This window comes from Streptomyces sp. NBC_01485 (assembly GCF_036227125.1).
Taxonomy (GTDB): domain Bacteria; phylum Actinomycetota; class Actinomycetes; order Streptomycetales; family Streptomycetaceae; genus Streptomyces.
The window spans coordinates 3,895,532-3,914,365 of sequence record NZ_CP109435.1; the positions used below are offsets into that span (position 1 = coordinate 3,895,532).

Annotated in this window: 20 protein-coding genes; 9 read left to right on the forward strand and 11 right to left on the reverse strand. The window is 72.4% G+C overall.

The window, feature by feature from the left end; genetic code table 11:
* Positions 1-141: 141 nt before the first annotated feature.
* The 9 genes from OG352_RS17825 to rsmI form a co-directional block, all read right to left on the reverse strand.
* Positions 142-432, reverse strand: a complete 291-nt coding sequence (locus OG352_RS17825) for a hypothetical protein (protein ID WP_329218091.1) — start codon at positions 430-432, stop codon at positions 142-144.
* A gap of 223 nt (positions 433-655) precedes the next feature.
* Positions 656-1,021, reverse strand: a complete 366-nt coding sequence (locus OG352_RS17830) for a DUF6193 family natural product biosynthesis protein (protein WP_329218093.1) — start codon at positions 1,019-1,021, stop codon at positions 656-658.
* Positions 1,022-1,049: 28 nt separating this feature from the next.
* Positions 1,050-1,232 (reverse strand): hypothetical protein, encoded by a 183-nt coding sequence (locus tag OG352_RS17835; RefSeq protein ID WP_329218094.1) that lies wholly within the window; start codon positions 1,230-1,232, stop codon positions 1,050-1,052.
* A 111-nt stretch (positions 1,233-1,343) separates the two neighbouring features.
* On the reverse strand, positions 1,344-2,249 hold the full coding sequence (locus OG352_RS17840) for a 4-(cytidine 5'-diphospho)-2-C-methyl-D-erythritol kinase (RefSeq protein WP_329218095.1): 906 nt from the start codon (positions 2,247-2,249) through the stop codon (positions 1,344-1,346).
* A complete protein-coding gene (gene rsmA / locus OG352_RS17845; RefSeq protein ID WP_329218096.1) occupies positions 2,246-3,157 on the reverse strand; it encodes a 16S rRNA (adenine(1518)-N(6)/adenine(1519)-N(6))-dimethyltransferase RsmA in 912 nt (303 codons plus the stop codon). The genes OG352_RS17840 and rsmA overlap by 4 nt, the downstream gene beginning before the upstream one ends.
* A gap of 91 nt (positions 3,158-3,248) precedes the next feature.
* Positions 3,249-4,658 carry a ubiquitin-like domain-containing protein gene (locus OG352_RS17850; RefSeq protein WP_329218098.1) on the reverse strand — a complete coding sequence of 470 codons (1,410 nt, stop codon included), beginning with the start codon at positions 4,656-4,658 and terminating at the stop codon, positions 3,249-3,251.
* A gap of 124 nt (positions 4,659-4,782) precedes the next feature.
* Positions 4,783-5,682, reverse strand: coding sequence for a TatD family hydrolase (locus OG352_RS17855; protein ID WP_329218100.1), 900 nt, complete (start codon positions 5,680-5,682; stop codon positions 4,783-4,785).
* A 49-nt stretch (positions 5,683-5,731) separates the two neighbouring features.
* Positions 5,732-6,160, reverse strand: a complete 429-nt coding sequence (locus OG352_RS17860; RefSeq protein WP_329218102.1) for a hypothetical protein — start codon at positions 6,158-6,160, stop codon at positions 5,732-5,734.
* A gap of 278 nt (positions 6,161-6,438) precedes the next feature.
* Entirely contained in the window at positions 6,439-7,335 is an 897-nt protein-coding gene (rsmI, locus tag OG352_RS17865; protein WP_329218104.1) for a 16S rRNA (cytidine(1402)-2'-O)-methyltransferase, read from the reverse strand.
* 73 nt (positions 7,336-7,408) lie between these two features.
* Between rsmI and OG352_RS17870 the strand changes: the two genes are divergently transcribed.
* The 3 genes from OG352_RS17870 (at position 7,409) to OG352_RS17880 (ending at position 12,827) form a co-directional block, all read left to right on the forward strand.
* A complete protein-coding gene (locus tag OG352_RS17870; protein WP_329218106.1) occupies positions 7,409-9,172 on the forward strand; it encodes a dolichyl-phosphate-mannose--protein mannosyltransferase in 1,764 nt (587 codons plus the stop codon).
* A 154-nt stretch (positions 9,173-9,326) separates the two neighbouring features.
* Entirely contained in the window at positions 9,327-10,967 is a 1,641-nt protein-coding gene (locus OG352_RS17875; protein ID WP_329218107.1) for a penicillin-binding transpeptidase domain-containing protein, read from the forward strand.
* A 177-nt stretch (positions 10,968-11,144) separates the two neighbouring features.
* Positions 11,145-12,827, forward strand: a complete 1,683-nt coding sequence (locus tag OG352_RS17880) for a penicillin-binding transpeptidase domain-containing protein (protein ID WP_329218109.1) — start codon at positions 11,145-11,147, stop codon at positions 12,825-12,827.
* A 32-nt stretch (positions 12,828-12,859) separates the two neighbouring features.
* On the opposite strand, the gene OG352_RS17885 is transcribed toward OG352_RS17880, so the two are convergent.
* Positions 12,860-13,216, reverse strand: a complete 357-nt coding sequence (locus tag OG352_RS17885; protein WP_329218111.1) for an SsgA family sporulation/cell division regulator — start codon at positions 13,214-13,216, stop codon at positions 12,860-12,862.
* Positions 13,217-13,465: 249 nt separating this feature from the next.
* On the opposite strand from OG352_RS17885, the gene OG352_RS17890 reads away from it, so the two are divergent.
* The 6 genes from OG352_RS17890 (at position 13,466) to OG352_RS17915 (ending at position 18,433) form a co-directional block, all read left to right on the forward strand.
* Entirely contained in the window at positions 13,466-14,542 is a 1,077-nt protein-coding gene (locus OG352_RS17890; protein ID WP_329218113.1) for an energy-coupling factor ABC transporter permease, read from the forward strand.
* Positions 14,543-14,546: 4 nt separating this feature from the next.
* On the forward strand, positions 14,547-15,308 hold the full coding sequence (gene cbiQ, locus OG352_RS17895; RefSeq protein ID WP_329218114.1) for a cobalt ECF transporter T component CbiQ: 762 nt from the start codon (positions 14,547-14,549) through the stop codon (positions 15,306-15,308).
* Complete coding sequence (locus tag OG352_RS17900; RefSeq protein WP_329218115.1) at positions 15,296-16,054, forward strand: energy-coupling factor ABC transporter ATP-binding protein; 759 nt, start codon at positions 15,296-15,298, stop codon at positions 16,052-16,054. Before cbiQ ends, OG352_RS17900 begins: the two co-directional genes overlap by 13 nt.
* On the forward strand, positions 16,051-16,527 hold the full coding sequence (locus tag OG352_RS17905) for a MarR family winged helix-turn-helix transcriptional regulator (RefSeq protein ID WP_329218117.1): 477 nt from the start codon (positions 16,051-16,053) through the stop codon (positions 16,525-16,527). Before OG352_RS17900 ends, OG352_RS17905 begins: the two co-directional genes overlap by 4 nt.
* A gap of 171 nt (positions 16,528-16,698) precedes the next feature.
* Positions 16,699-17,172: an organic hydroperoxide resistance protein gene (locus OG352_RS17910; protein ID WP_329218119.1), complete on the forward strand. Its 474-nt coding sequence runs from the start codon at positions 16,699-16,701 to the stop codon at positions 17,170-17,172.
* 49 nt (positions 17,173-17,221) lie between these two features.
* Positions 17,222-18,433, forward strand: a complete 1,212-nt coding sequence (locus OG352_RS17915) for a serine hydrolase domain-containing protein (RefSeq protein WP_329218121.1) — start codon at positions 17,222-17,224, stop codon at positions 18,431-18,433.
* Between the two features lie 39 nt (positions 18,434-18,472).
* Here OG352_RS17915 and OG352_RS17920 read toward each other — a convergent pair whose 3' ends face one another.
* On the reverse strand, positions 18,473-18,766 hold the full coding sequence (locus OG352_RS17920) for a DUF1876 domain-containing protein (protein ID WP_329218123.1): 294 nt from the start codon (positions 18,764-18,766) through the stop codon (positions 18,473-18,475).
* Between the last annotated feature and the right edge of the window lie 68 nt (positions 18,767-18,834).

The following is an 18,834-nucleotide window of genomic DNA, read 5'->3' on the forward strand; positions in this document are numbered from 1 at the left end:
GGCTGTGACACAGACGGGCGCGAAAGGGATCATGGAGACGATTGTTGAACATTAAGTTACCGTGACGTGGGTAACACCTCTGCGGGACATTTGCGCAGGTCAAACGGCATCTTCACGAGGAGCGGGAAGCCTTCACCCGGCCTACTCCTCGCCTGCCTCGCACCTCCACATCGCCCGCACAAGGTTCCCGTCCGGCCATCCGTCCGGATCGAGGGGCAGCAGTCGCCGCTCGGCCTCCAGACAGCGCGGGTCACCACGCAGCGCGAGCCCGTGGGCGGCGTGCACACGGGTGTCCCGCAACGCGTCGTCGAGGAGTGCGGCGAGTACGTCGGTGATGCCGGGCGCCTCTCCGCCCCCACGCCCCTCCCCCTGAACGCCTGCCGCACCGACCCCACTCCGGGGGCTCCGCCCCGTGAGCCTTACGCAGGCCACGGCGGGGCAGGGTGCGGACCGCCTGATCACGCTTTTCTGGATCTTCGCAGTCGAGCGGTGCGCGCGAGCGTCCGGGGACGGGTGGACGTGGCCGCGAGAATGTGACACTCCGGCACAGAAGTGTCACATTCCATGGGCCCTGCATGCCTGAAGCCGTCCACGCAGGCCAAGTAGCGTGCTCCGGGCGCCAGTTCGGCCCGACCAGGAGTCCTCGATGCCCGAGTCATGCGGTGCTGGGGTCGGTCGGCCAGCCTCCCTCGATGGCCGGACCGCTGCCGGCGGGGACGTTCGCGGCCACCAATGCCGCGGCCTCGCGAGCACTGAGCCGAGTTCCGAGCACACGTGACCGCGCCTGCCGCGACCACGGTGTGACCACGTTCCACACATCGTCTCCCGCTGGTCTCACCCGCGGGACCTCCTCGTGGAACGGATCCGCGGTGCTGCTCAGCAGGCCGGACTCGCCGTGTGACGGAAACGGGAAGAACACGCGTAGCGCCGGCTGCGCGTACAGAGCCTCGGCCAGTTCGGCGTCGCCGAGCCGGATCACCGGCGAGCGTTCCAGAGTCAGCCGCCAAGCGGTCGGCACCACCCTGCCCGGCGGTGCCGCGTCCAGCGGGTCACCTGCGAGAAGCGGCCAGTCGCGCCGCAGTTCGGTCGATCGACGCGCCACCGCACCAGGCGTGCAGGATCGCCGCGACCACGGCGAGGTCGGGGGTGCTCCCGAAGGCACCCCACGGCCAGCCGGTGTCGGTTGATATCTCGAGACGGAACTCGCGTTCCTCGCGGTTGGTCGCGTACACGGCGAACCGCGCCTCCCCACGGGTGCAGCACGCAGCGACCGCAGAACCGGTATCGCTCACCATCTGGCCAAGAACCGCGCTTGCAGCCGGTTCGGCGTAGGGGTGTGGGGGCTAAGCCCCGGCCCCGATCACCGTCGCCCCCCGCGCCGGGCCCGATGTCACGCGGACGTTCTTGCAGGTGCCCGACGTGCGCAGCGTTTCCGCGATCTTCGACGCGGCCTCGGGGTCGCGGGCGAGGAACGCGGTGGTCGGGCCCGAGCCCGAGACGAGGCTCGCGAGCGCCCCGGCCGCACGCCCCTCGGCGAGCGTGTCCGCCAGCTCGGGGAAGAGCGAAAGGGCGGCGGGCTGGAGGTCGTTGGAGATGGCGGCCGCCAGGGCGTCCGGGTCGCCCTTGGCCAAGGCGTCGAGGAGGTCGCCGGAGGCGACCGGGGCCGGGATGTCCCGGCCCTCCGCCAGGCGGTCGAACTCCCGGAACACCGCCGGTGTCGACAGCCCCCGCTCGGCCATCGCGAACACCCAGTGGAAGGTGCCGCCGACCTCCAGGGCCGTCAGCTTCTCGCCGCGCCCGGTGCCGAGTGCGGCCCCGCCGACCAGGCTGAACGGCACGTCGCTGCCCAACTCGGCGCAGATGTCGAGGAGTTCGTCACGGGACGCGCCCGTGCCCCACAGCGCGTCGCAGGCCAGCAGGGCGCCCGCGCCGTCCGCACTGCCGCCCGCCATGCCCCCGGCGACCGGGATGTCCTTCGCGATGTGGAGGTGCACGTCGGGCGTGCGGCCGTACCGTTCGGCCAGGGCGATCGCCGCGCGCGCCGCGAGGTTCGTACGGTCCAGGGGGACCTGGCCGGCGTCCGGGCCCTCGCAGGTGACGCGGAGTTCGTCGGCCTGGGTCACCGTGACCTCGTCGTACAGGCCGACCGCCAGGAAGACGTTCGCCAGGTCGTGGAAGCCGTCCGCGCGGGCCGCGCCCACCGCGAGCTGCACGTTGACCTTGGCGGGCACCCGAACAGTGACGCTCACTTCTGACCCGACTCCTTGTTCTCGTCCGTGTTCTCGTCCGTGTTCTCGCCCTTGTTCTCCGCGATCCTCGCGAACTCCTCGACCGTGATGGCCTCCCCGCGCGCCTGCGGCGAGACGCCCGCCGCCACGAGGGCCGCCTCCGCCCGCGCCGCGGAACCCGCCCACCCGGCGAGCGCGGCCCGCAGGGTCTTGCGGCGCTGGGCGAACGCCGCGTCGACGACGGCGAAGACCTCGCGCCGCGACGCCGTCGTCCTGACCGGCTCGGTCCGGCGGACGAGCGACACCAGTCCACTGTCGACGTTCGGCGCGGGCCAGAACACGTTGCGGCCGATGGCGCCGGCCCGCTTGACCTCGGCGTACCAGTTGGCCTTGACGGAGGGGACGCCGTACACCTTCGAGCCGGGCCCGGCGGCGAGCCGGTCGGCGACCTCCGACTGGACCATGACGAGGGTGCGTTCGATGCTCGGGAACATCTCCAGCATGTGCAGCAGCACGGGCACGGCCACGTTGTACGGCAGGTTCGCGACCAGCGCGGTCGGGGCGGGGCCCGGCAGCTCGGTCACCCGCATCGCGTCGGAGTGCACCAGCGCGAAGCGGTCCGCGCGCTGCGGCATGCGCGCCTCGATCGTCGCGGGGAGGGCGGCGGCCAGGACGTCGTCGATCTCGACGGCCGTGACCCGGTCGGCGGCCTCCAGCAGGGCGAGGGTGAGGGAGCCGAGCCCCGGGCCGACCTCGACGACGACGTCGTCGGGCCGGACCCCCGCGGTGCGGACGATTCGGCGGACCGTGTTCGCGTCGATCACGAAGTTCTGGCCGCGCTGCTTGGTGGGGCGAACGCCGAGGACCGCCGCCAGCTCACGGATGTCGGCGGGGCCCAGAAGGGCGTCGGGGCTGGGGCTGGTACTCACGGGACAAGGGTACGGGGCCGTGCATACGGGGCCGCACCGTCACGACCACCACCCACGCAGCCCCCCGTACCCACCCCCGCACCCGCGCTCCTCAGCCGTGCAGCCGCGTCCCGCAGTGCGGCCACGGGCTCGCGCCGCGTCGCACGTACAACTTCTTCGCGCGGAGCGTCTGTTCCGTCGCCGATGCGTCCTGGGGCCGTCCGCTGCCGCCGAGGCTCTGCCAGGTGTGGGTGTCGAACTGGTACAGCCCGCCGTACGTTCCCGAGGGGTCGACGGCGTTCGGCCGGCCGCCCGACTCGCAGTGCGCGAGGCTCTGCCAGTCCAGGCCGTCGGCGCCGTGCACGGGCATCGGCAGCGGCTTCGTCCCGACCTTCACGACCTGCTCGCGCGGCTCGCGCACGATCTCGCTGCGGATCCGCTTCGGCCTCTGCCGCACGCCGTTGACGCTGCGCAGGGAGTACGTGTCCCGTCGCAGCCCGGGCTGTCCGGCCTGCTCCACCACCTCCGTGCCCTTGAACAGCGAAGGGTCGTCGGTGCGGCGGACCGCGAACGGGATCGGCTCCTCGCGCACCTCCTGGGTGCCGGTGATCCGCAGCACGGTGACCGTCTGCCCGTCGCGCGGGAAGCTGCCGGGCGCGACGGACGTCGTGTCCTCGCCGCGCAGGGTGATCCCGGCCGCCTCCACCGCCTCGCGCACGGTCGCCGCGTTGGTGCGGACGGTGCGGGCCCGGCCGTCGGCCATGACGGTCACCGCGCGCTCGGTGCGCACGTCCAGCGCGAGGCCCGCGCGTCCGATGCGCTGGGAGCGCGAGACGGACATGTACGCGCCCTCCGCGCGCACCCCGAGCTGCCGGAGCGCCTCCTCCACCGTGCGGCCGGTCGTCCACATCTCGTGCCGCTGTCCGTCGAGCGTGAGCCGGACGGGACGCCCGTAGCGGACGGCGATCTCGTCGCCGCTGGTCAGCTCCGTGCCGGGGCCGGGCGCCACCACGTCGTGCGCCCCCACCCGTACGCCCTCCTCCGCCAGGAGTTCGCCGACGTCGTCGGCGAAGGTGTGCAGGGTGCGCGGCGCGCCGTCGACGGTCAGCTCGACCGCCTTGTCCTCGGCGACGAAGGCGGTGGTGCCGCCGGCCAGGAAGGCGACGACGAGTGCCTGCGGGAGCAGGCGGCGCATCGTGGACTCCGGGCGCTCGGCGGACCGCGTCCTGCGCCGCCGCGCCGCCCGCCCCGCCGTCTGCCCCGCTGCCTGCCGTGGAAACGGCGGCTCGGTCAACTGGATCGGCTCCGGCAGCACGAGCGTCTCGGGCGGCGGCGCCACGTACGTCTCATGGGCCTCGTACGTCCCGTACGGCTCGTACCCCTCCTGTGCCTCGTACGCCTCGTACGCCGGCCGGTACGTGTCGTCGTACGTCCCGGGCGCCGCGTACACGCCGTACGCGACCGTCTCCGCGTTGTGCAGGTCGACATACGGCTCGTAGTCGAGGTGCTGCGAGTTGCTCACGCCGACACTCCAGGGGTGGGTCCGGATCGGGCCCCCAGAACCTAGCGGAGCGACCGTCACTCTCCAAAGTGACGCGGCTACCGAGAGTTGTGTTCGAGAGAGTCGAGGTGCGGTCGGGTAACGGTCAGTAGGCGAACGCGCGGGCCGTGTTGGCCGCCAGAGCAGCAGCCAAGGTGTCCTCGTCGATGTCCCGTACGGCGGCCATCGCGCGCACCGTGACCGGAATGAGGTAGGGCGCGTTGGGCCGTCCGCGGTAGGGCGCCGGGGTCAGGAACGGGGCGTCGGTCTCCACCAGGAGCAGCTCCAGCGGGGCCACGGCGACGGCGTCCCGCAGGTTCTGGGCGTTCTTGAAGGTGACGTTGCCGGCGAACGACATGAAGTAACCGGCGCGGGCGCAGATCTCGGCCATCTCGGCGTCGCCGGAGTAGCAGTGGAAGACGGTGCGCTCGGGGGCGCCCTCCTCCTTCAGGACCCGCAGGACGTCCGCGTGGGCGTCGCGGTCGTGGATGACCAGCGCCTTGCCGTGCCGCTTGGCGATCTCGATGTGGGCGCGGAAGGAGTTCTCCTGCGCCTCCTTGCCCTCGGGGCCGGTGCGGAAGTAGTCGAGCCCCGTCTCGCCGACGCCCTTGACGTGCGGGAGCGCGGCCAGGCGGTCGATCTCGGCGAGCGCCTCGTCGAGCGCCTGCGCGCCCCCGGGCGTGCGCGCGCCCTGCCGGGACCACCCGTCGGGGTCCCCGTGCACGATGCGCGGCGCCTCGTTCGGGTGCAGGGCGACGGCGGCGTGGACGCTGTCGTACGCCGCCGCCGTCTCGGCCGCCCACCGGGAGCCCCGTACGTCGCAGCCGACCTGGACGACCGTCGTCACGCCGACCGACGCGGCCTTCGCGAGGGCCTCCGGCACCGTGCCCGACTGCATGTCGAGGTGGGTGTGGGAGTCGGCGACCGGCACCCCGAGGGGAGCCGGAAGCGGCGGCACGGCACTCTTGTCGTGCTTGTCGCGCTTGTCGGAGGCGTTCGAAGACATGCCCCGATCCTACGGAAGGGGCATGCCCGCCCCGACGTCGCTCTTCTGCCTAGCCGGCCTTGCGGTGGAAGGGGTGCAGCAGATCGGACAGGTGCCAGTGGTGCTGCGGCTGCCCCTTGGCCTGCTCCTCGCCCTCGGCCGCCGTCACCGGCACCTCGACGGGTGCGGCGGCCGGGGCCGCCTTGGGCTGACGGGCGGCGCTGAGCACCGACGAGACCGACGACACCTGTCCCGCCCGCATGATGCGCACGACGTGCCCGTCGCAGTTCTGGCACGCGGGCCGGCTCAGGGGCGACGGCACGACCCGGCCGTCGGCCACGTAGAGGACGAACTCGTGGCCGTCGGCGTCGGTGTGGTGCTCTATCTCGTACGACTGCTCCCAGCCGTGCCCGCAGCGCATGCAGGCGAAGGAGTACGACTCGTTGACGACGGCGCTCGCGCCGCCCCGGAGGCCGGTCTGCCCTGTGAACTCACTCATGCCAGCTCCTGCTGTCCGCTGGACAAGCGCTCCCGGCGCGGGAATTCCCCCCGGAACACCCTTGGGAGCGAGGGACGGGTGCGTCCCTGTCACCAGTGGACGCCTAGGCCGACGCGAATGCATCAGACCTGTGCACTGTTGGAGTCGATTTGGGCGTTCCTTGCCAAAGCGGGCTCACCGGAAGGGGTTGGGCTTTGCCTTCGACGACAGCCCTTTGCCCGCGCATGGGGCGCACGCTCAAACGGCATGCGCCCTGCTCAGAGGGGGTGTGAGGCCCTTCACAATCCCCCCGGCAATCCTCCCGCGTTCTTCACGGCCACCACCGCGTCGAACACCTCCCGTTTGGGCAGCCCGGCCTCCGCCGCCACCGCCGCGATCGCCTCCTTGCGGCGCTCGCCCGCCTCCTCGCGCACCCGCACCCGCCGCACCAGTTCGGCCGCGTCGAGCTTCTCCGGTCCGCGTTCGGGCGCCCCGGTGACGACGACGGTGATCTCGCCGCGCACGCCCTCCGCCGCCCACTCCGCCAGCTCACCGACCGGACCGCGCTTGACCTCCTCGTACGTCTTGGTCAGCTCGCGGCATACGGCGGCCCGCCGGTCGGCGCCGAACACCTCGGCCATCGCGGCGAGGGTGTCGTCGAGCCTGTGGGGGGCCTCGAAGTAGACGAGCGTGCGCCGTTCGTCCGCGACCTCGCGCAGCCGCGACAGCCGCTCGCCCGCCTTCCGCGGCAGGAACCCCTCGAAGCAGAACCGGTCGACGGGCAGCCCCGACAGGGCCAGCGCGGTGAGCACGGCGGACGGTCCGGGGACGGCGGTGACGCGGACGTCCCGCTCCACGGCCGCGGCGACCAGCCGGTACCCGGGGTCGGAGACCGACGGCATCCCGGCGTCGGTGACGAGCAGCACCCGCGCCCCCTTCACCAGGTCCTCGACCAACTCGGGCGTGCGGGCGGACTCGTTGCCCTCGAAGTAGGACACCACCCGCCCCTTGGGCGTCACCCCCAGCGCCTGGGTCAGCCGCCGCAGCCGCCGCGTGTCCTCGGCGGCGATCACATCGGCGCCGGCCAGCTCCTCGGCGAGCCGGGGCGGGGCGTCGGAGACGTCACCGATGGGCGTACCGGCGAGAACGAGGATTCCGGGCGGGGGCGTGGGCGTGGTTCGGGGCGCGGCTGTCACGTTTCCATCCTCGCAGGGCCCGGGCAGGCCCCAAGCACGGGACTCACACAGACCTGTTCCCTACGATGGCGCGGTGACGAGTACCGCGTCCTCCATGGACTCCACGGACTACCGGCCGGACCGGCCGCCGCACGACCGGCCGGACGACCAGCGGCCCGCGTGGCAGCGGCGGCTGCGCCGTTTCGGATACACGGCGGAGCCGTCCGCCGACGTCCGTGACCGGCTGGTGCCGCCGTTCGCGCGGCCGAGCCCGCGGCTCTGGGCGGTGCTCGGCGTCCCGCACCGGTGGGCGGAGCGGATCGCGCGCTGGTCGGCCTGGGGCGGTCCGCTGCTGGTCACGCTGCTGGCGGGCGTGCTGCGGTTCTGGCACCTGGGCAGCCCCAAGGCGGTGATATTCGACGAGACGTACTACGCCAAGGACGCGTGGGCGCTCGTGCACCGCGGGTTCGAGGTCAACTGGGACAAGAACGCCAACGACGCCATCCTCTCCTCGGGCGGCCATGTCACGATCCCGGCGGACGCGGCGTACGTCGTGCATCCGCCGGTCGGCAAGTACGTGATCGGGCTGGGCGAACTCGTCTTCGGGTTCGACCCGTTCGGCTGGCGGTTCATGACCGCCGTGCTGGGCACCCTCTCCGTCCTGCTGCTGTGCCGGATCGGCCGCCGCATCTTCCGCTCCACGTTCCTCGGCTGCCTCGCGGGCACGCTGATGGCCCTGGACGGGCTGCACTTCGTGATGAGCCGCGCCGCGCTGCTCGACGGGGTGCTGATGTTCTTCGTGCTGGCGGCGTTCGGCTGCCTGGTGGTCGACCGGGACCGGGCCCGCGAGAAACTCGCCGCCGCGCTCGAGCCCGACGCGGACGGCCGCTGCCGCCCGGACGCGGACATCGCCGAGAGCACCCGCTTCGGCCTGCGCCCCTGGCGCTGGGGCGCGGGCCTGATGCTGGGCCTGGCCATCGGCACGAAGTGGAACGGCCTGTACATCCTGGTCGCGTTCTGCCTGATGACGGTGTTGTGGGACGTCGGCTCGCGCAAGGTGGCGGGCGCCCGCCGCCCGTACCTGACGGTCCTGAAGCGCGACACGGGCTTCGCGTTCCTGACGACGGTCCCGATCGCGCTGGTCACCTACATGGCGTCCTGGACGGGCTGGATCCTCTCCGCCACCGACGGCAAGGGCGGCTACTACCGCAACTGGGCGGCCACCGACGGCAGGGGCGGCAACTGGACGTGGCTGTTCCCCGACTGGTGGCGCAGCCTGTGGCACTACGAGCACGAGGTGTACGAGTTCCACACCCACCTCACCTCGCCGCACACGTACCAGTCGAACCCGTGGAGCTGGCTCGTCCTGGGCCGCCCGGTGTCGTACTTCTACGAGTCCCCCGCGCCCGGCAAGGACGGCTGCCCGTCCGACGCGGGCGAGAAGTGCGCCCGCGAGGTGCTGGCCATCGGCACCCCGCTGCTGTGGTGGGCGGCCTGTTTCGCCGTCGCCTACGTCCTGTGGCGCTGGCTGCTGCGCCGCGACTGGCGCGCGGGCGCGATCGCCTGCGGCATCGCGGCCGGCTACCTGCCGTGGTTCATGTACCAGGAACGCACGATCTTCCTCTTCTACGCGGTCGTCTTCCTGCCGTTCCTCTGCCTGGCGGTGGCGATGATGATCGGCGCGCTGGTCGGGCCCCCGGGGTCGAGCGACACCCGCCGCGTGGCGGGAGCGACGGGCGCGGGCGTCCTGGTCCTGCTCATCGCCTGGAACTTCATCTACTTCTGGCCCCTGTACACGGGCACGGCGATCCCGATCGACAACTGGCGGTCGCGGATGTGGCTGGACACCTGGGTCTAACGATTGCGGAAACCTTCGCCCCTTGCGCCCCCCTTTCGGCTTACTGTGAGCCTGAGCAGAGCTTTCTGAACGCGTTCAGAACACCCTCGCGGCTCTTCGCGGCGTCTTCGGAACGCGTTCGGGGCCATGGGGCCAACGGGGGAAGGTGCACAGCATGCGCAAGGGGGCCAAGGCGGCCGTCGTCGGGTCGGTTTTCGCCGTGATGGTGGGCGGGGCCGGGTACGGCGCTTTCAACATCGTGAACGCGCTCGACGGGGGCGGTAGCGGTGGCGGCGGGGCGGGTGGCGGGGACGAGCCCGTCGCCGTGAAGAGCGGGCCGCCCGGTGGGGCCGAGGTGAAGGACGTGAGCGGCAGGTTCTTCGGCGCGTGGGAGAAGGGGCAGGCCGCGGTGGCCGCCCGGCTCACCGACAACGCGGCGAAGGCCGAGCCGTTGCTGACCTCGTACGGCCGGGCCGCGCACATCACCGGGGTGAAGATCACACCGGGCGCGGCGGTCGGCGACAGCGTGCCGTACACCGTCAGGGCGACGGTGTCGTACGACGGGACGTCCAAGCCGCTCGCCTACAGCAGCCGGCTCACCGTGGTGCGGGGGCTGACCACCGGGAAGGCGCTGGTGGACTGGCAACCGTCGGTCGTCCACCCGGGGCTGAAGGACATGGACGACACGCTGGTCACGGGCGAGGCGGCGGCGCCGCCGATCGAGGCCGTGGACCGTGACGGCGTCGTCCTCACGAAGGAGAAGTACCCCTCCCTGGGGCCGATCCTGGACCAACTGCGCGCCAAGTACGGCGACGCGGCGGGCGGCACGGCCGGCATCGAGCTGGCGGTCAGGCACGCCGCCCCGGACACCGCCGACACCCCGCTGCTGACCCTCGCCGAGGGCAAGGCGGGCAAGCTGCCCACCACGCTCAGCGCGGGCGTCCAGGCGGCGGCGGAGAAGGCGGTGCGCAAGTACCCCGAGTCGTCGGTGGTGGCCGTCAAGCCGAGCACCGGCGAGGTGCTGGCGGTCGCCAACCACCGCACGGACGGCTGGAACGCCGCGTTCCTCGGGGAGGTCGCGCCCGGCTCCACCATGAAGATCATCAGCGCGGCCACCCTCATCGACAACGGCCTCACCACCGCGAGCGGCCCCGCGCCCTGTCCGCCGTCGGCCGTCTCGGAGAGCCAGACCTTCCAGAACATCAAGGGCATGACGCCGAACGAGAACGCGACGCTCTCGGAGAGCTTCGCGCGCTCCTGCAACACGGCGTTCGTGAAGTTCGCGGACGAGGTGAAGGTCGACTCGCTGACCGACGAGGCCGCCGACCGTTTCGGCATCGGTCTCGACTGGCAGACCGGCATCCCGTCCTTCGACGGCTCCGTCCCGGCCGCCGGCGGTCCGGACACCGCGGCCGGGCTGATCGGCCAGGGCAAGGTCCAGATGAACCCGCTGAACATGGCGTCGGTGACGGCGACCGCGATGACGGGCGCCTTCAGACAGCCGGTGATCGTGCCCCTGAGCCTGGACGATCGCGAACCGGCACGCGCGCGTGGACTGTCGTCGAGCACCGTGCAGCAGTTGCGCTCCATGATGAACCGCACCGCGACCAGCGGCACCGCGGCCGAGGTGATGGCCGGGCTCGGCGGCCGGATCGGCGCGAAGACCGGCTCCGCCGAGGTCGACGGGCAGGCGAAGTCCGACAGTTGGTTCACCGGCTACCGCGACGACGTCGCCGCGGCGGCGATGACCCAGGACGGCGGTCACGGCGTCGACGCGTCCGGCCCGATCGTGGCGGAGGTGCTGCGGGCGGGCTGAACCGCCAGGGGGTCCAGGGGGCCAGGGGCCCAGGGGGTGTCCGACGGGTGGCTGACGTCACACGTGACGTCATCGCACAGGACGGGACTCTAGGCTGGTGGCCGTCGTTGGGGTCATTGAGGGCAACGAGGGCAGCGGGGCCGGGGGCGAGCCCCTGGGGATCCGGAGGATCTGGCAGTGGGCAAGCGAAGGCGTGTCGAAGAGCGGCGCGGCAGGAGCAAGCGGCGTCCCGCCGTGGCCGGCGGCATGATCGCCGTCGTCGTCGGCGGGGCCGGGTTCGGCGTCTACGCGCTGTACGGGGGCGGGGCGGCGGCCGACGAGGGCTCGGCGGCGGCCAACGGCAAGCAGGTGCCGCGGGTCAGGACCGACCCGCCGTCGGCGGCCGAGGCGAAGGCCCTGGCCGCGACGTTCCTGACGGCCTGGCAGCAGGGCAGGGTGGTCCAGGCCGCCGCCGCCACGGACGACTCCACGGCCGCGTCCGCCCTCCTGACCGGCTACACCAAGGACGCCCACGTCACGGGCGTCACCCTCACCGCCGGCAAGGCCACCGGCACCAAGGTGCCGTTCTCGGTGAAGGGCACGGTGAAGTACAAGGACGTCAGCAAGCCGCTGACGTACGAGAGCGCGCTCACCGTCGTCCGCAACCCGAAGAACGGCAAGGCGCAGGTCGACTGGCACGCGTCGGTCGTCCACCCGGACCTGCTGGACGGCGACCGGCTCGTCACGGGCGAGTCCGGCACCCCGCCGGTGAAGGCCGTCGACCGGGACGGCGGCGAGCTGACGACCGCGAAGTACCCGTCCCTGGCGCCGGTGCTGGACGGGCTGCGGGAGAAGTACGGCAAGAAGGCGGGCGGCAAGGCGGGCGTGGAGCTCCAGGCGGTGCGCGGCAAGGCGGCGAAGGCGAAGAAGGCCTCCGACAAGACGCTGCTGGAGCTGAGCAAGGGCACCCCGGGCACCGTGAGGACCACGCTGAACCCGACCCTCCAGGCGGCGGCCGAGCAGCAGGTGTCGAAGACCGCGCGCTCCTCGGTGGTCGTGCTGCGCCCCTCCACGGGCGAGATCCTCGCGGTGGCCAACGCGAGCCGCGGCTTCAACACCGCGTTCAACGGCTCGCTCGCACCCGGCTCCACGATGAAGGTCATCACGTCGTCGCTGCTCATCGAGAAGGACCTGGCGTCGGCGGACAAGGTGCACCCGTGCCCGAAGACGTTCACGTACGGCGGCTGGAAGTTCCACAACGACGACGACTTCCAGATCACCGGCGGCACCTTCAAGGCGAGTTTCGCCCGCTCCTGCAACACCGCTTTCATCAGCCAGGCCCCCGAGCTGGACAACGACAGTCTGACCAAGCAGGCGCAGCAGGTCTTCGGCCTGTCGATGGACAACTGGGCGATCGGCGTCCCGTCCTTCGACGGGCGGGTGCCGGTGCAGTCGGCGGCCCAGATGGCGGCCTCGCTGATCGGGCAGGGCGGGGTGCGGATGAACCCGCTGAACATGGCGTCGGTGGCCGCCACGGTGAAGGCGGGGACGTTCCACCAGCCGTACCTGGTCGCCCCGTCCGTGGACCAGCGCACGCTGGCGACGGCCTCGCGCGCCATGTCGTCGGGCACGCTGTCGCAGTTGCGGGAGCTGATGAACTACACCGCCGCGGCCGGCACCGCCGCCGAGGCCATGTCCGGCCTCGGCCCGGACTACGGCGCGAAGACGGGCTCGGCGGAGGTCGACAACCAGGACAAGCCCAACGGCTGGTTCACCGCCTACCGCGGCGACCTCGCGGCGGCGGGCGTCGTCCAGGCGGGCGGCCACGGCGGCGACACGGCGGGCCCGATCGTGGCGGACCTGCTGCGGCTGGGCGGCTGAAGCGCGAGGCAGGTACAGCCCCGAGGGCGTTGCTAGCGACTGACGGGCTGCGCGGTCGCCGTGTAGGTGCGGCGCAGGAACCGCAGCAGCGCCTTCGACTCGAACTGGACGACCGAGACGCCGTGCGCGGAGTGGAACTCGACGACGGCCTGGACGCGCCCCAACGGCCACACCCGGACGTCGCCGGTGCCGGCCGGGGCGCGCAGGCCCTGTTCGAGGAGGGTGCGGGAGAACGTCCACTCGTGCCGGTCGGGCAGTCCGATCCGCACCGAGCGGGGGTCGTCCTCCGGGTCGTAGCGCAGGACGACGGGGACGGTCTCGCGTTCCTCCTCCACATGGTCCGCGTCGGTGACGATGTGGGCTCGTGCGTACTGCTCGACTACAGACATCGACCGGGCCTCTCACGCAACGTGACCTGTGGGGAACCTGTGTGTTGCCCCCTCCCCCTCCAATGTCCCATATTTTCCGGAATGCGCTCCTCCGTTCCGAGCTATCTCACATCTGCGATACGCACACCCCCGACGGCCACCCCCGACCGCCGCCCCTGACCACTACCCCCCTACTACCCCCGACTGCCGCTCAACAGACAAGCTCCTCGCTCTTGCGAACCGTTCGCATTAAGCCACTATCATCGACGGGTGCACGTACCCGACGGATTCATCAACGCCCCGACCTCCGCCGTGACCGGCGTCGTCGCCGCGGGCGCCATCGCAGTCAGCCTGCGCGGCGCGCGCCGTGAGCTCGACGACCGGACCGCGCCGCTGGCCGGCCTGGTGGCCGCGTTCATCTTCGCCGTGCAGATGCTGAACTTCCCCGTCGCGGCGGGGACCAGCGGCCATCTGCTCGGCGGCGCGCTCGCCGCGATACTCGTGGGCCCCTTCACCGGGGTCCTGTGCGTGTCCGTGGTCCTGCTGATGCAGGGCATCCTCTTCGCCGACGGCGGCCTGACCGCGCTCGGCGTCAACATCACCGACATGGCGATCGTGACGACCGTCGTGTCGTACGCCGTCTTCCGCGCGCTGGTGAAGGTGCTGCCGCGCGGCCGCCGGTCCATCACGGCCGCGTCCTTCGTCGCCGCCGTGCTGTCCGTCCCGGCCGCCGCCGTCGCCTTCACGTTCCTCTACTGGATCGGCGGCACGACCGACGTGGCGATCGGCAAGGTGGCCACCGCGATGATCGGCGTGCACGTGCTGATCGGCATCGGCGAGGCCGTCATCACCGCGCTGACCGTGGGCGCCGTCGTCGCCGTCCGGCCGGATCTCGTCCACGGCGCGCGGGGCCTGCAGCAGAAACTCCGGCTGCGGGTGAACGGCGCGCTCGTGGACGTGCCCCCGGCCGAGGAGGCGCGCACGGCGCCCGCCGCGGCGCGCACCTCCCGGCGCACGCTGTGGACGAGCGGCCTGGCCGCCTCCCTCGTCCTCGCCGGCTTCGTCAGCTTCTACGCGTCCGCCAGCCCCGACGGCCTGGAGAAGGTCGCCGCGGACAAGGGCATCGACGCGAAGACCGAGGAGCACGCGAACGCCGGCTCCCCGCTCGCCGACTACGGCGTCAAGGACGTGGACGACGCCCGCCTCTCCGGCGGCCTCGCGGGCGTCATCGGCGTCGGCACGACCGTCGCCGCGGGCAGCGCGGTGTTCTGGGCGGTGCGCCGCCGCCGTACCGCGGACGGCGACGGTACGGCGGGCGGATCGCCGTCCGCCGTAGAGAGCGCCTGAGGCCGTGGGCGCGGGGCACGCGCATCGCCTCTACCGGCACGGGCACTCGCCCGTGCACGCTCTCCCGCCGCACACCAAGCTCGCCGCCTCCCTCGCCTTCGTGGTCGTCGTGGTGTCGACGCCGCGGGAGGCGATGTGGGCGTTCGGCCTGTACGCCGTCCTGCTGGCGTTCGTCGCGCACCACGCGCGCGTGCCCGTCGGTTTCCTGCTGAAACGGCTGCTGATCGAGGTGCCGTTCGTCGCGTTCGCCGTGCTGATGCCGTTCGTGGCGCAGGGCGAGCGGGTGGACGTCCTCGGGCTGTCCCTCAGCGTCAACGGGCTGTGGGGCGCCTGGAACGTCCTCGCGAAGGGCACCCTGGGCGTCGCCGCCTCCGTACTGCTGGCGTCCACCACGGAGCTGCGCGAACTGCTGCTGGGCCTGCAACGCCTGAAGCTGCCCCCGCTGCTCGTGCAGATCGCCTCCTTCATGATCCGCTACGGCGACGTCATCGCGGACGAGATGCGGCGCATGCGGATCGCCCGGGAGTCGCGCGGCTTCGAGGCGCGGGGCCTGCGGCACTGGGGGGTGCTCGCGAAGTCGGCGGGCGCCCTGTTCATCCGCTCCTACGAACGCGGCGAGCGCGTGCACCTGGCCATGATCAGCCGGGGGTACGCCGGTTCGATGCCGGTGATCGACGAGGTGACCGCGGACCGGGCACAGTGGTCGCGGGCCCTCGCGCTGCCCTGTGCCGCCCTTGTCGTATGCCTACTGGGATGGACGCTGTGACCGCTTCTCTCGAGGTCCTGGGCCTCGCCTTCGCCTACCCCGACGGCCACCAGGCCCTGTTCGGCGTGGACTTCAGCGTCGCGCGCGGGGAGCGGGTCGCGCTGCTCGGGCCGAACGGCGCCGGCAAGACGACCCTCGTACTGCACCTCAACGGCATCCTGACCGGCGGCGCGGGCACGGTGACGGTGGCCGGACTGCCCGTCGGCAAGCGGCACATGGCCGAGATCCGGCGCAAGGTCGGCATCGTCTTCCAGGACCCGGACGACCAGCTCTTCATGCCGACGGTGCGCGAGGACGTGGCGTTCGGGCCGGCCGCCGCCGGGCTGAAGGGCGCGGAGTTGGAGGCGCGCGTCGACCACGCGCTCGCGCAGGTCGGCATGGCGGAGTTCAAGAGCCGTCCGCCGCACCACCTCTCCTTCGGCCAGCGGCGGCGGGTGGCCGTCGCGACGGTGCTCGCGATGGAGCCGGAGATCCTCGTCCTGGACGAGCCGTCCTCCAACCTCGACCCGGCGTCGCGCCGCGAACTGGCCGACATCCTGCGGTCGTTGGACGTCACCGTCCTGATGGTCACGCACGACCTGCCGTACGCCCTGGAGTTGTGCCCGCGCGCCCTGATCCTCAGCGACGGCGTGATCGCGGCGGACGGCCCGACCGGCGAACTCCTCGCCGACGACGCCCTCATGCGCGCCCATCGCCTGGAGCTGCCGTTCGGATTCGACCCGCGCTCCGCGACAATGGGCGCGTGACGAACGAGGCACCCACCGCACCCACCGCCGGCGGCACGCTGCTCCTCGACGAGCAGTTGTGCTTCGCGCTGTACGCGGCCCAGCGCGCGATGACCGCCGCGTACCGCCCGCTCCTGGACGAACTGGGTCTCACCTACCCCCAGTACCTCGTGCTGCTGGTCCTGTGGGAGCGCGGCGAGACCACCGTCAAGGAGCTGGCGTCGGCCCTGCGGCTGGACTACGGCACGATGTCGCCCCTGCTGAAGCGGCTGGAGGCGGCGGGGCTGGTGCGCCGGGAGCGCGCGGCGCACGACGAGCGCTCGGTGCTCGTCGCGTGCACCGGGCGCGGCGAGGAACTGAAGGGGCGCGCGGAGCTCGTACCCGGCTCGATGCTCGCGTCGACGGGGCTCGTGGCGGCGGAGGCCTCGCGGTTGCGCGAGGAGCTGCGGGGGCTCGCGGAGCGCGCACAGGGCGCGGCGGACCTCGCGCGCTGAGCCCGCCGTCGGCCGTGGCGGGTCCTGGTGTGCCCTGGTCGGCCGTGGTGGGCCCTGGTGGGCCGCACTTGCAGTTACCCGTGGTTACTACCCCCTGGTAGGCAAGCGCCTTCCTACCGGCCGGTACCTTGTGCACGATGTAATCGGGGAAGTCTCTGGGGGAGGTCCCGCATGACCGAAGGCGCCGCTGTCGACACCGGCGACACGATCGACACCGTCGACACCCGTCCGACGAAAATCGTGTACGTCGCCGAGGCGACCGCGCACGGAGGCCGCGACGGGTACGTGACCAGCCAGGACGGCCAGATCGAGCTGAAGGTGGCGATGCCGCCGCAGTTGGGCGGCGACGGCAACGGCACCAACCCCGAGCAGCTCTTCGCCGCCGGTTACAGCTCCTGCTTCCACAACGCGCTGATCCTCGTCGGCAACCGCGCGGGCTTCGACCTGACCGGTTCGACGGTCGCCGCGAAGGTCGGCATCGGCCCGAACCGGAGCAAGGGGTACGGGCTGGCGGTCGCCCTCAGCGTCTCCCTCCCCGTCCTGGACGCCGAGCTCGCCGCGAAGCTGGTGGCCGCGGCGCACGAGGTGTGCCCGTACTCGAACGCGACCCGCGGGAACATCGACGTGACGATCCTGCTTGGCTGAGAGGGAGATCCGGGCGGCGGGAACGCGGAGTGAAGTGAGGGGTACGGACGTGGATGTGCACGGCACGGTGGCCGACGGCTTCGAGCCGGTCCGGGAGGCGTTCGTCCGGAACTTCGAGGCGCTCGGGGACCGGGGCGCGGCCGTGGCCGTCTACCGGGACGGGCACAGGGTCGTCGACCTGTGGGCCGGCACGAAGGACGTCGACGGCGTCGAGGGGGCCGCGCCCTGGGAGCACGGCACCGCGCAGATCGTGCGCTCCGCGACCAAGGGCGTGGCCGCCGCCGCCCTTCTCCTCCTGCACCAGCGCGGCGAACTGGACCTGGACGCGCCCGTGGGGACGTACTGGCCGCAGTACAAGGCGGCGGGCAAGGAACGGACGCTCGTACGGCACCTGCTCGCGCACCGCGCGGGCGTGCCCGTGCTGGACCGCCCGCTGACGCCCGCCGAGGCCGCCGACCCCGAGCTGGGCGCGGCGGCGGTCGCCGCGCAGGCGCCGTCCTGGGAGCCGGGGACCGACCACGGGTACCACGCGCAGACGTACGGCTGGCTGACCGGCGAGCTGGTGCGGCGGGTCACCGGGCGGCCCGTCGGGGAGTGGATCGCCGACGAGATCGCCGGGCCGCTGGGGGCCGACCTGTGGCTCGGGCTGCCGGCGGCGCAGCGCGCGCGGGTGGGGCGCGTGGGGCAGGTGGACGCGCCCGCGCGCGCCGGGGCGCTGAAGACCCGGCCGAAGCCCGCCGTCGCCGCCGCCTACGCCGACCCCGCCTCCCTCACCTGCCGCGCCTTCGCCGCGATCACCCCGCTCCCCGACGAGAACGACCCCGCCTACCGGGCCGCCGCCCTCCCGGCCTCCAACGGCATCGCCACCGCCGACGGCCTGGCCCGCTTCTACGCGTCACTGATCGGCGAGGTGGACGGCGGGGGCGGGACAGAGGGCGAGGTGGACGGCGGGGCGAACGGCCGGGTGCGGCTGCTGAGCCCGGAGACGGTGGAGCTGGCACGCGGCGAGCAGTCGTCCGGCCCGGACCGGGTGCTCGTCGTGAACACCCGGTTCGGCCTCGGCTACATGCTGCACGGGGCGGCGTCCCCGCTCCTGTCCCCCACCTCCTTCGGCCACCCGGGCCGCGGCGGCGCCCTCGGCCTGGCCGACCCGGAGTCGGGCCTCGCCTTCGGCTACGTCACCAACGGCTTCCGTTCGAGCGTGACGGCGGACCCGCGCGCACAGGCACTGCTACGAGCGCTGCGCACGGCGACGACCTGACGCCGGGACCGACGCCAGGACCGACGCCAGGACCGACGCTCAGACGTTGATCGAGTGCGACGTCCGGCCGGACGCGTCGTCGATCTCGACATGGGCCTTGGTGAGCAGTCGCATGGCGATCTCGTTGAGGGCGCGGGCGCCGGCGATCTCCTCGCCGACTCTGGGCTGGTTGGCGTCCACGTTGTGCCGGCTGGCGTGCCCCTGGGCCCTGACCTCGGTCCCGTCGGGCAGGCGTACCAGCGCGACCGCGCGCGTGTGCCGGTCGTCCTCCTCGAACTCCAGCTCGACATGCCAGCCGACAGCGGTGCGCACAGCGGTGTGCGTGGTGGTCATGACGGTCACCTCCGAAACTCCTGTCTCCAGTGTCTCCAGGGTGCTCCCAGTCACGGCCGGACGCACCC

Excerpts from the sequence above, each read along its gene's own strand:
- OG352_RS17860 (WP_329218102.1), bottom strand. The coding sequence starts at position 6,160 with ATGAGTGAGTTCACAGGGCAGACCGGCCTCCGGGGCGGCGCGAGCGCC.
- OG352_RS17875 (WP_329218107.1), top strand. The coding sequence starts at position 9,327 with ATGCGCAAGGGGGCCAAGGCGGCCGTCGTCGGGTCGGTTTTCGCCGTG.
- OG352_RS17910 (WP_329218119.1), top strand. The coding sequence starts at position 16,699 with ATGACCGAAGGCGCCGCTGTCGACACCGGCGACACGATCGACACCGTC.
- OG352_RS17920 (WP_329218123.1), bottom strand. The coding sequence starts at position 18,766 with ATGACCACCACGCACACCGCTGTGCGCACCGCTGTCGGCTGGCATGTC.
- OG352_RS17885 (WP_329218111.1), bottom strand. The coding sequence starts at position 13,216 with ATGTCTGTAGTCGAGCAGTACGCACGAGCCCACATCGTCACCGACGCG.
- OG352_RS17900 (WP_329218115.1), top strand. The coding sequence starts at position 15,296 with ATGGACGCTGTGACCGCTTCTCTCGAGGTCCTGGGCCTCGCCTTCGCC.
- OG352_RS17855 (WP_329218100.1), bottom strand. The coding sequence starts at position 5,682 with ATGTCTTCGAACGCCTCCGACAAGCGCGACAAGCACGACAAGAGTGCC.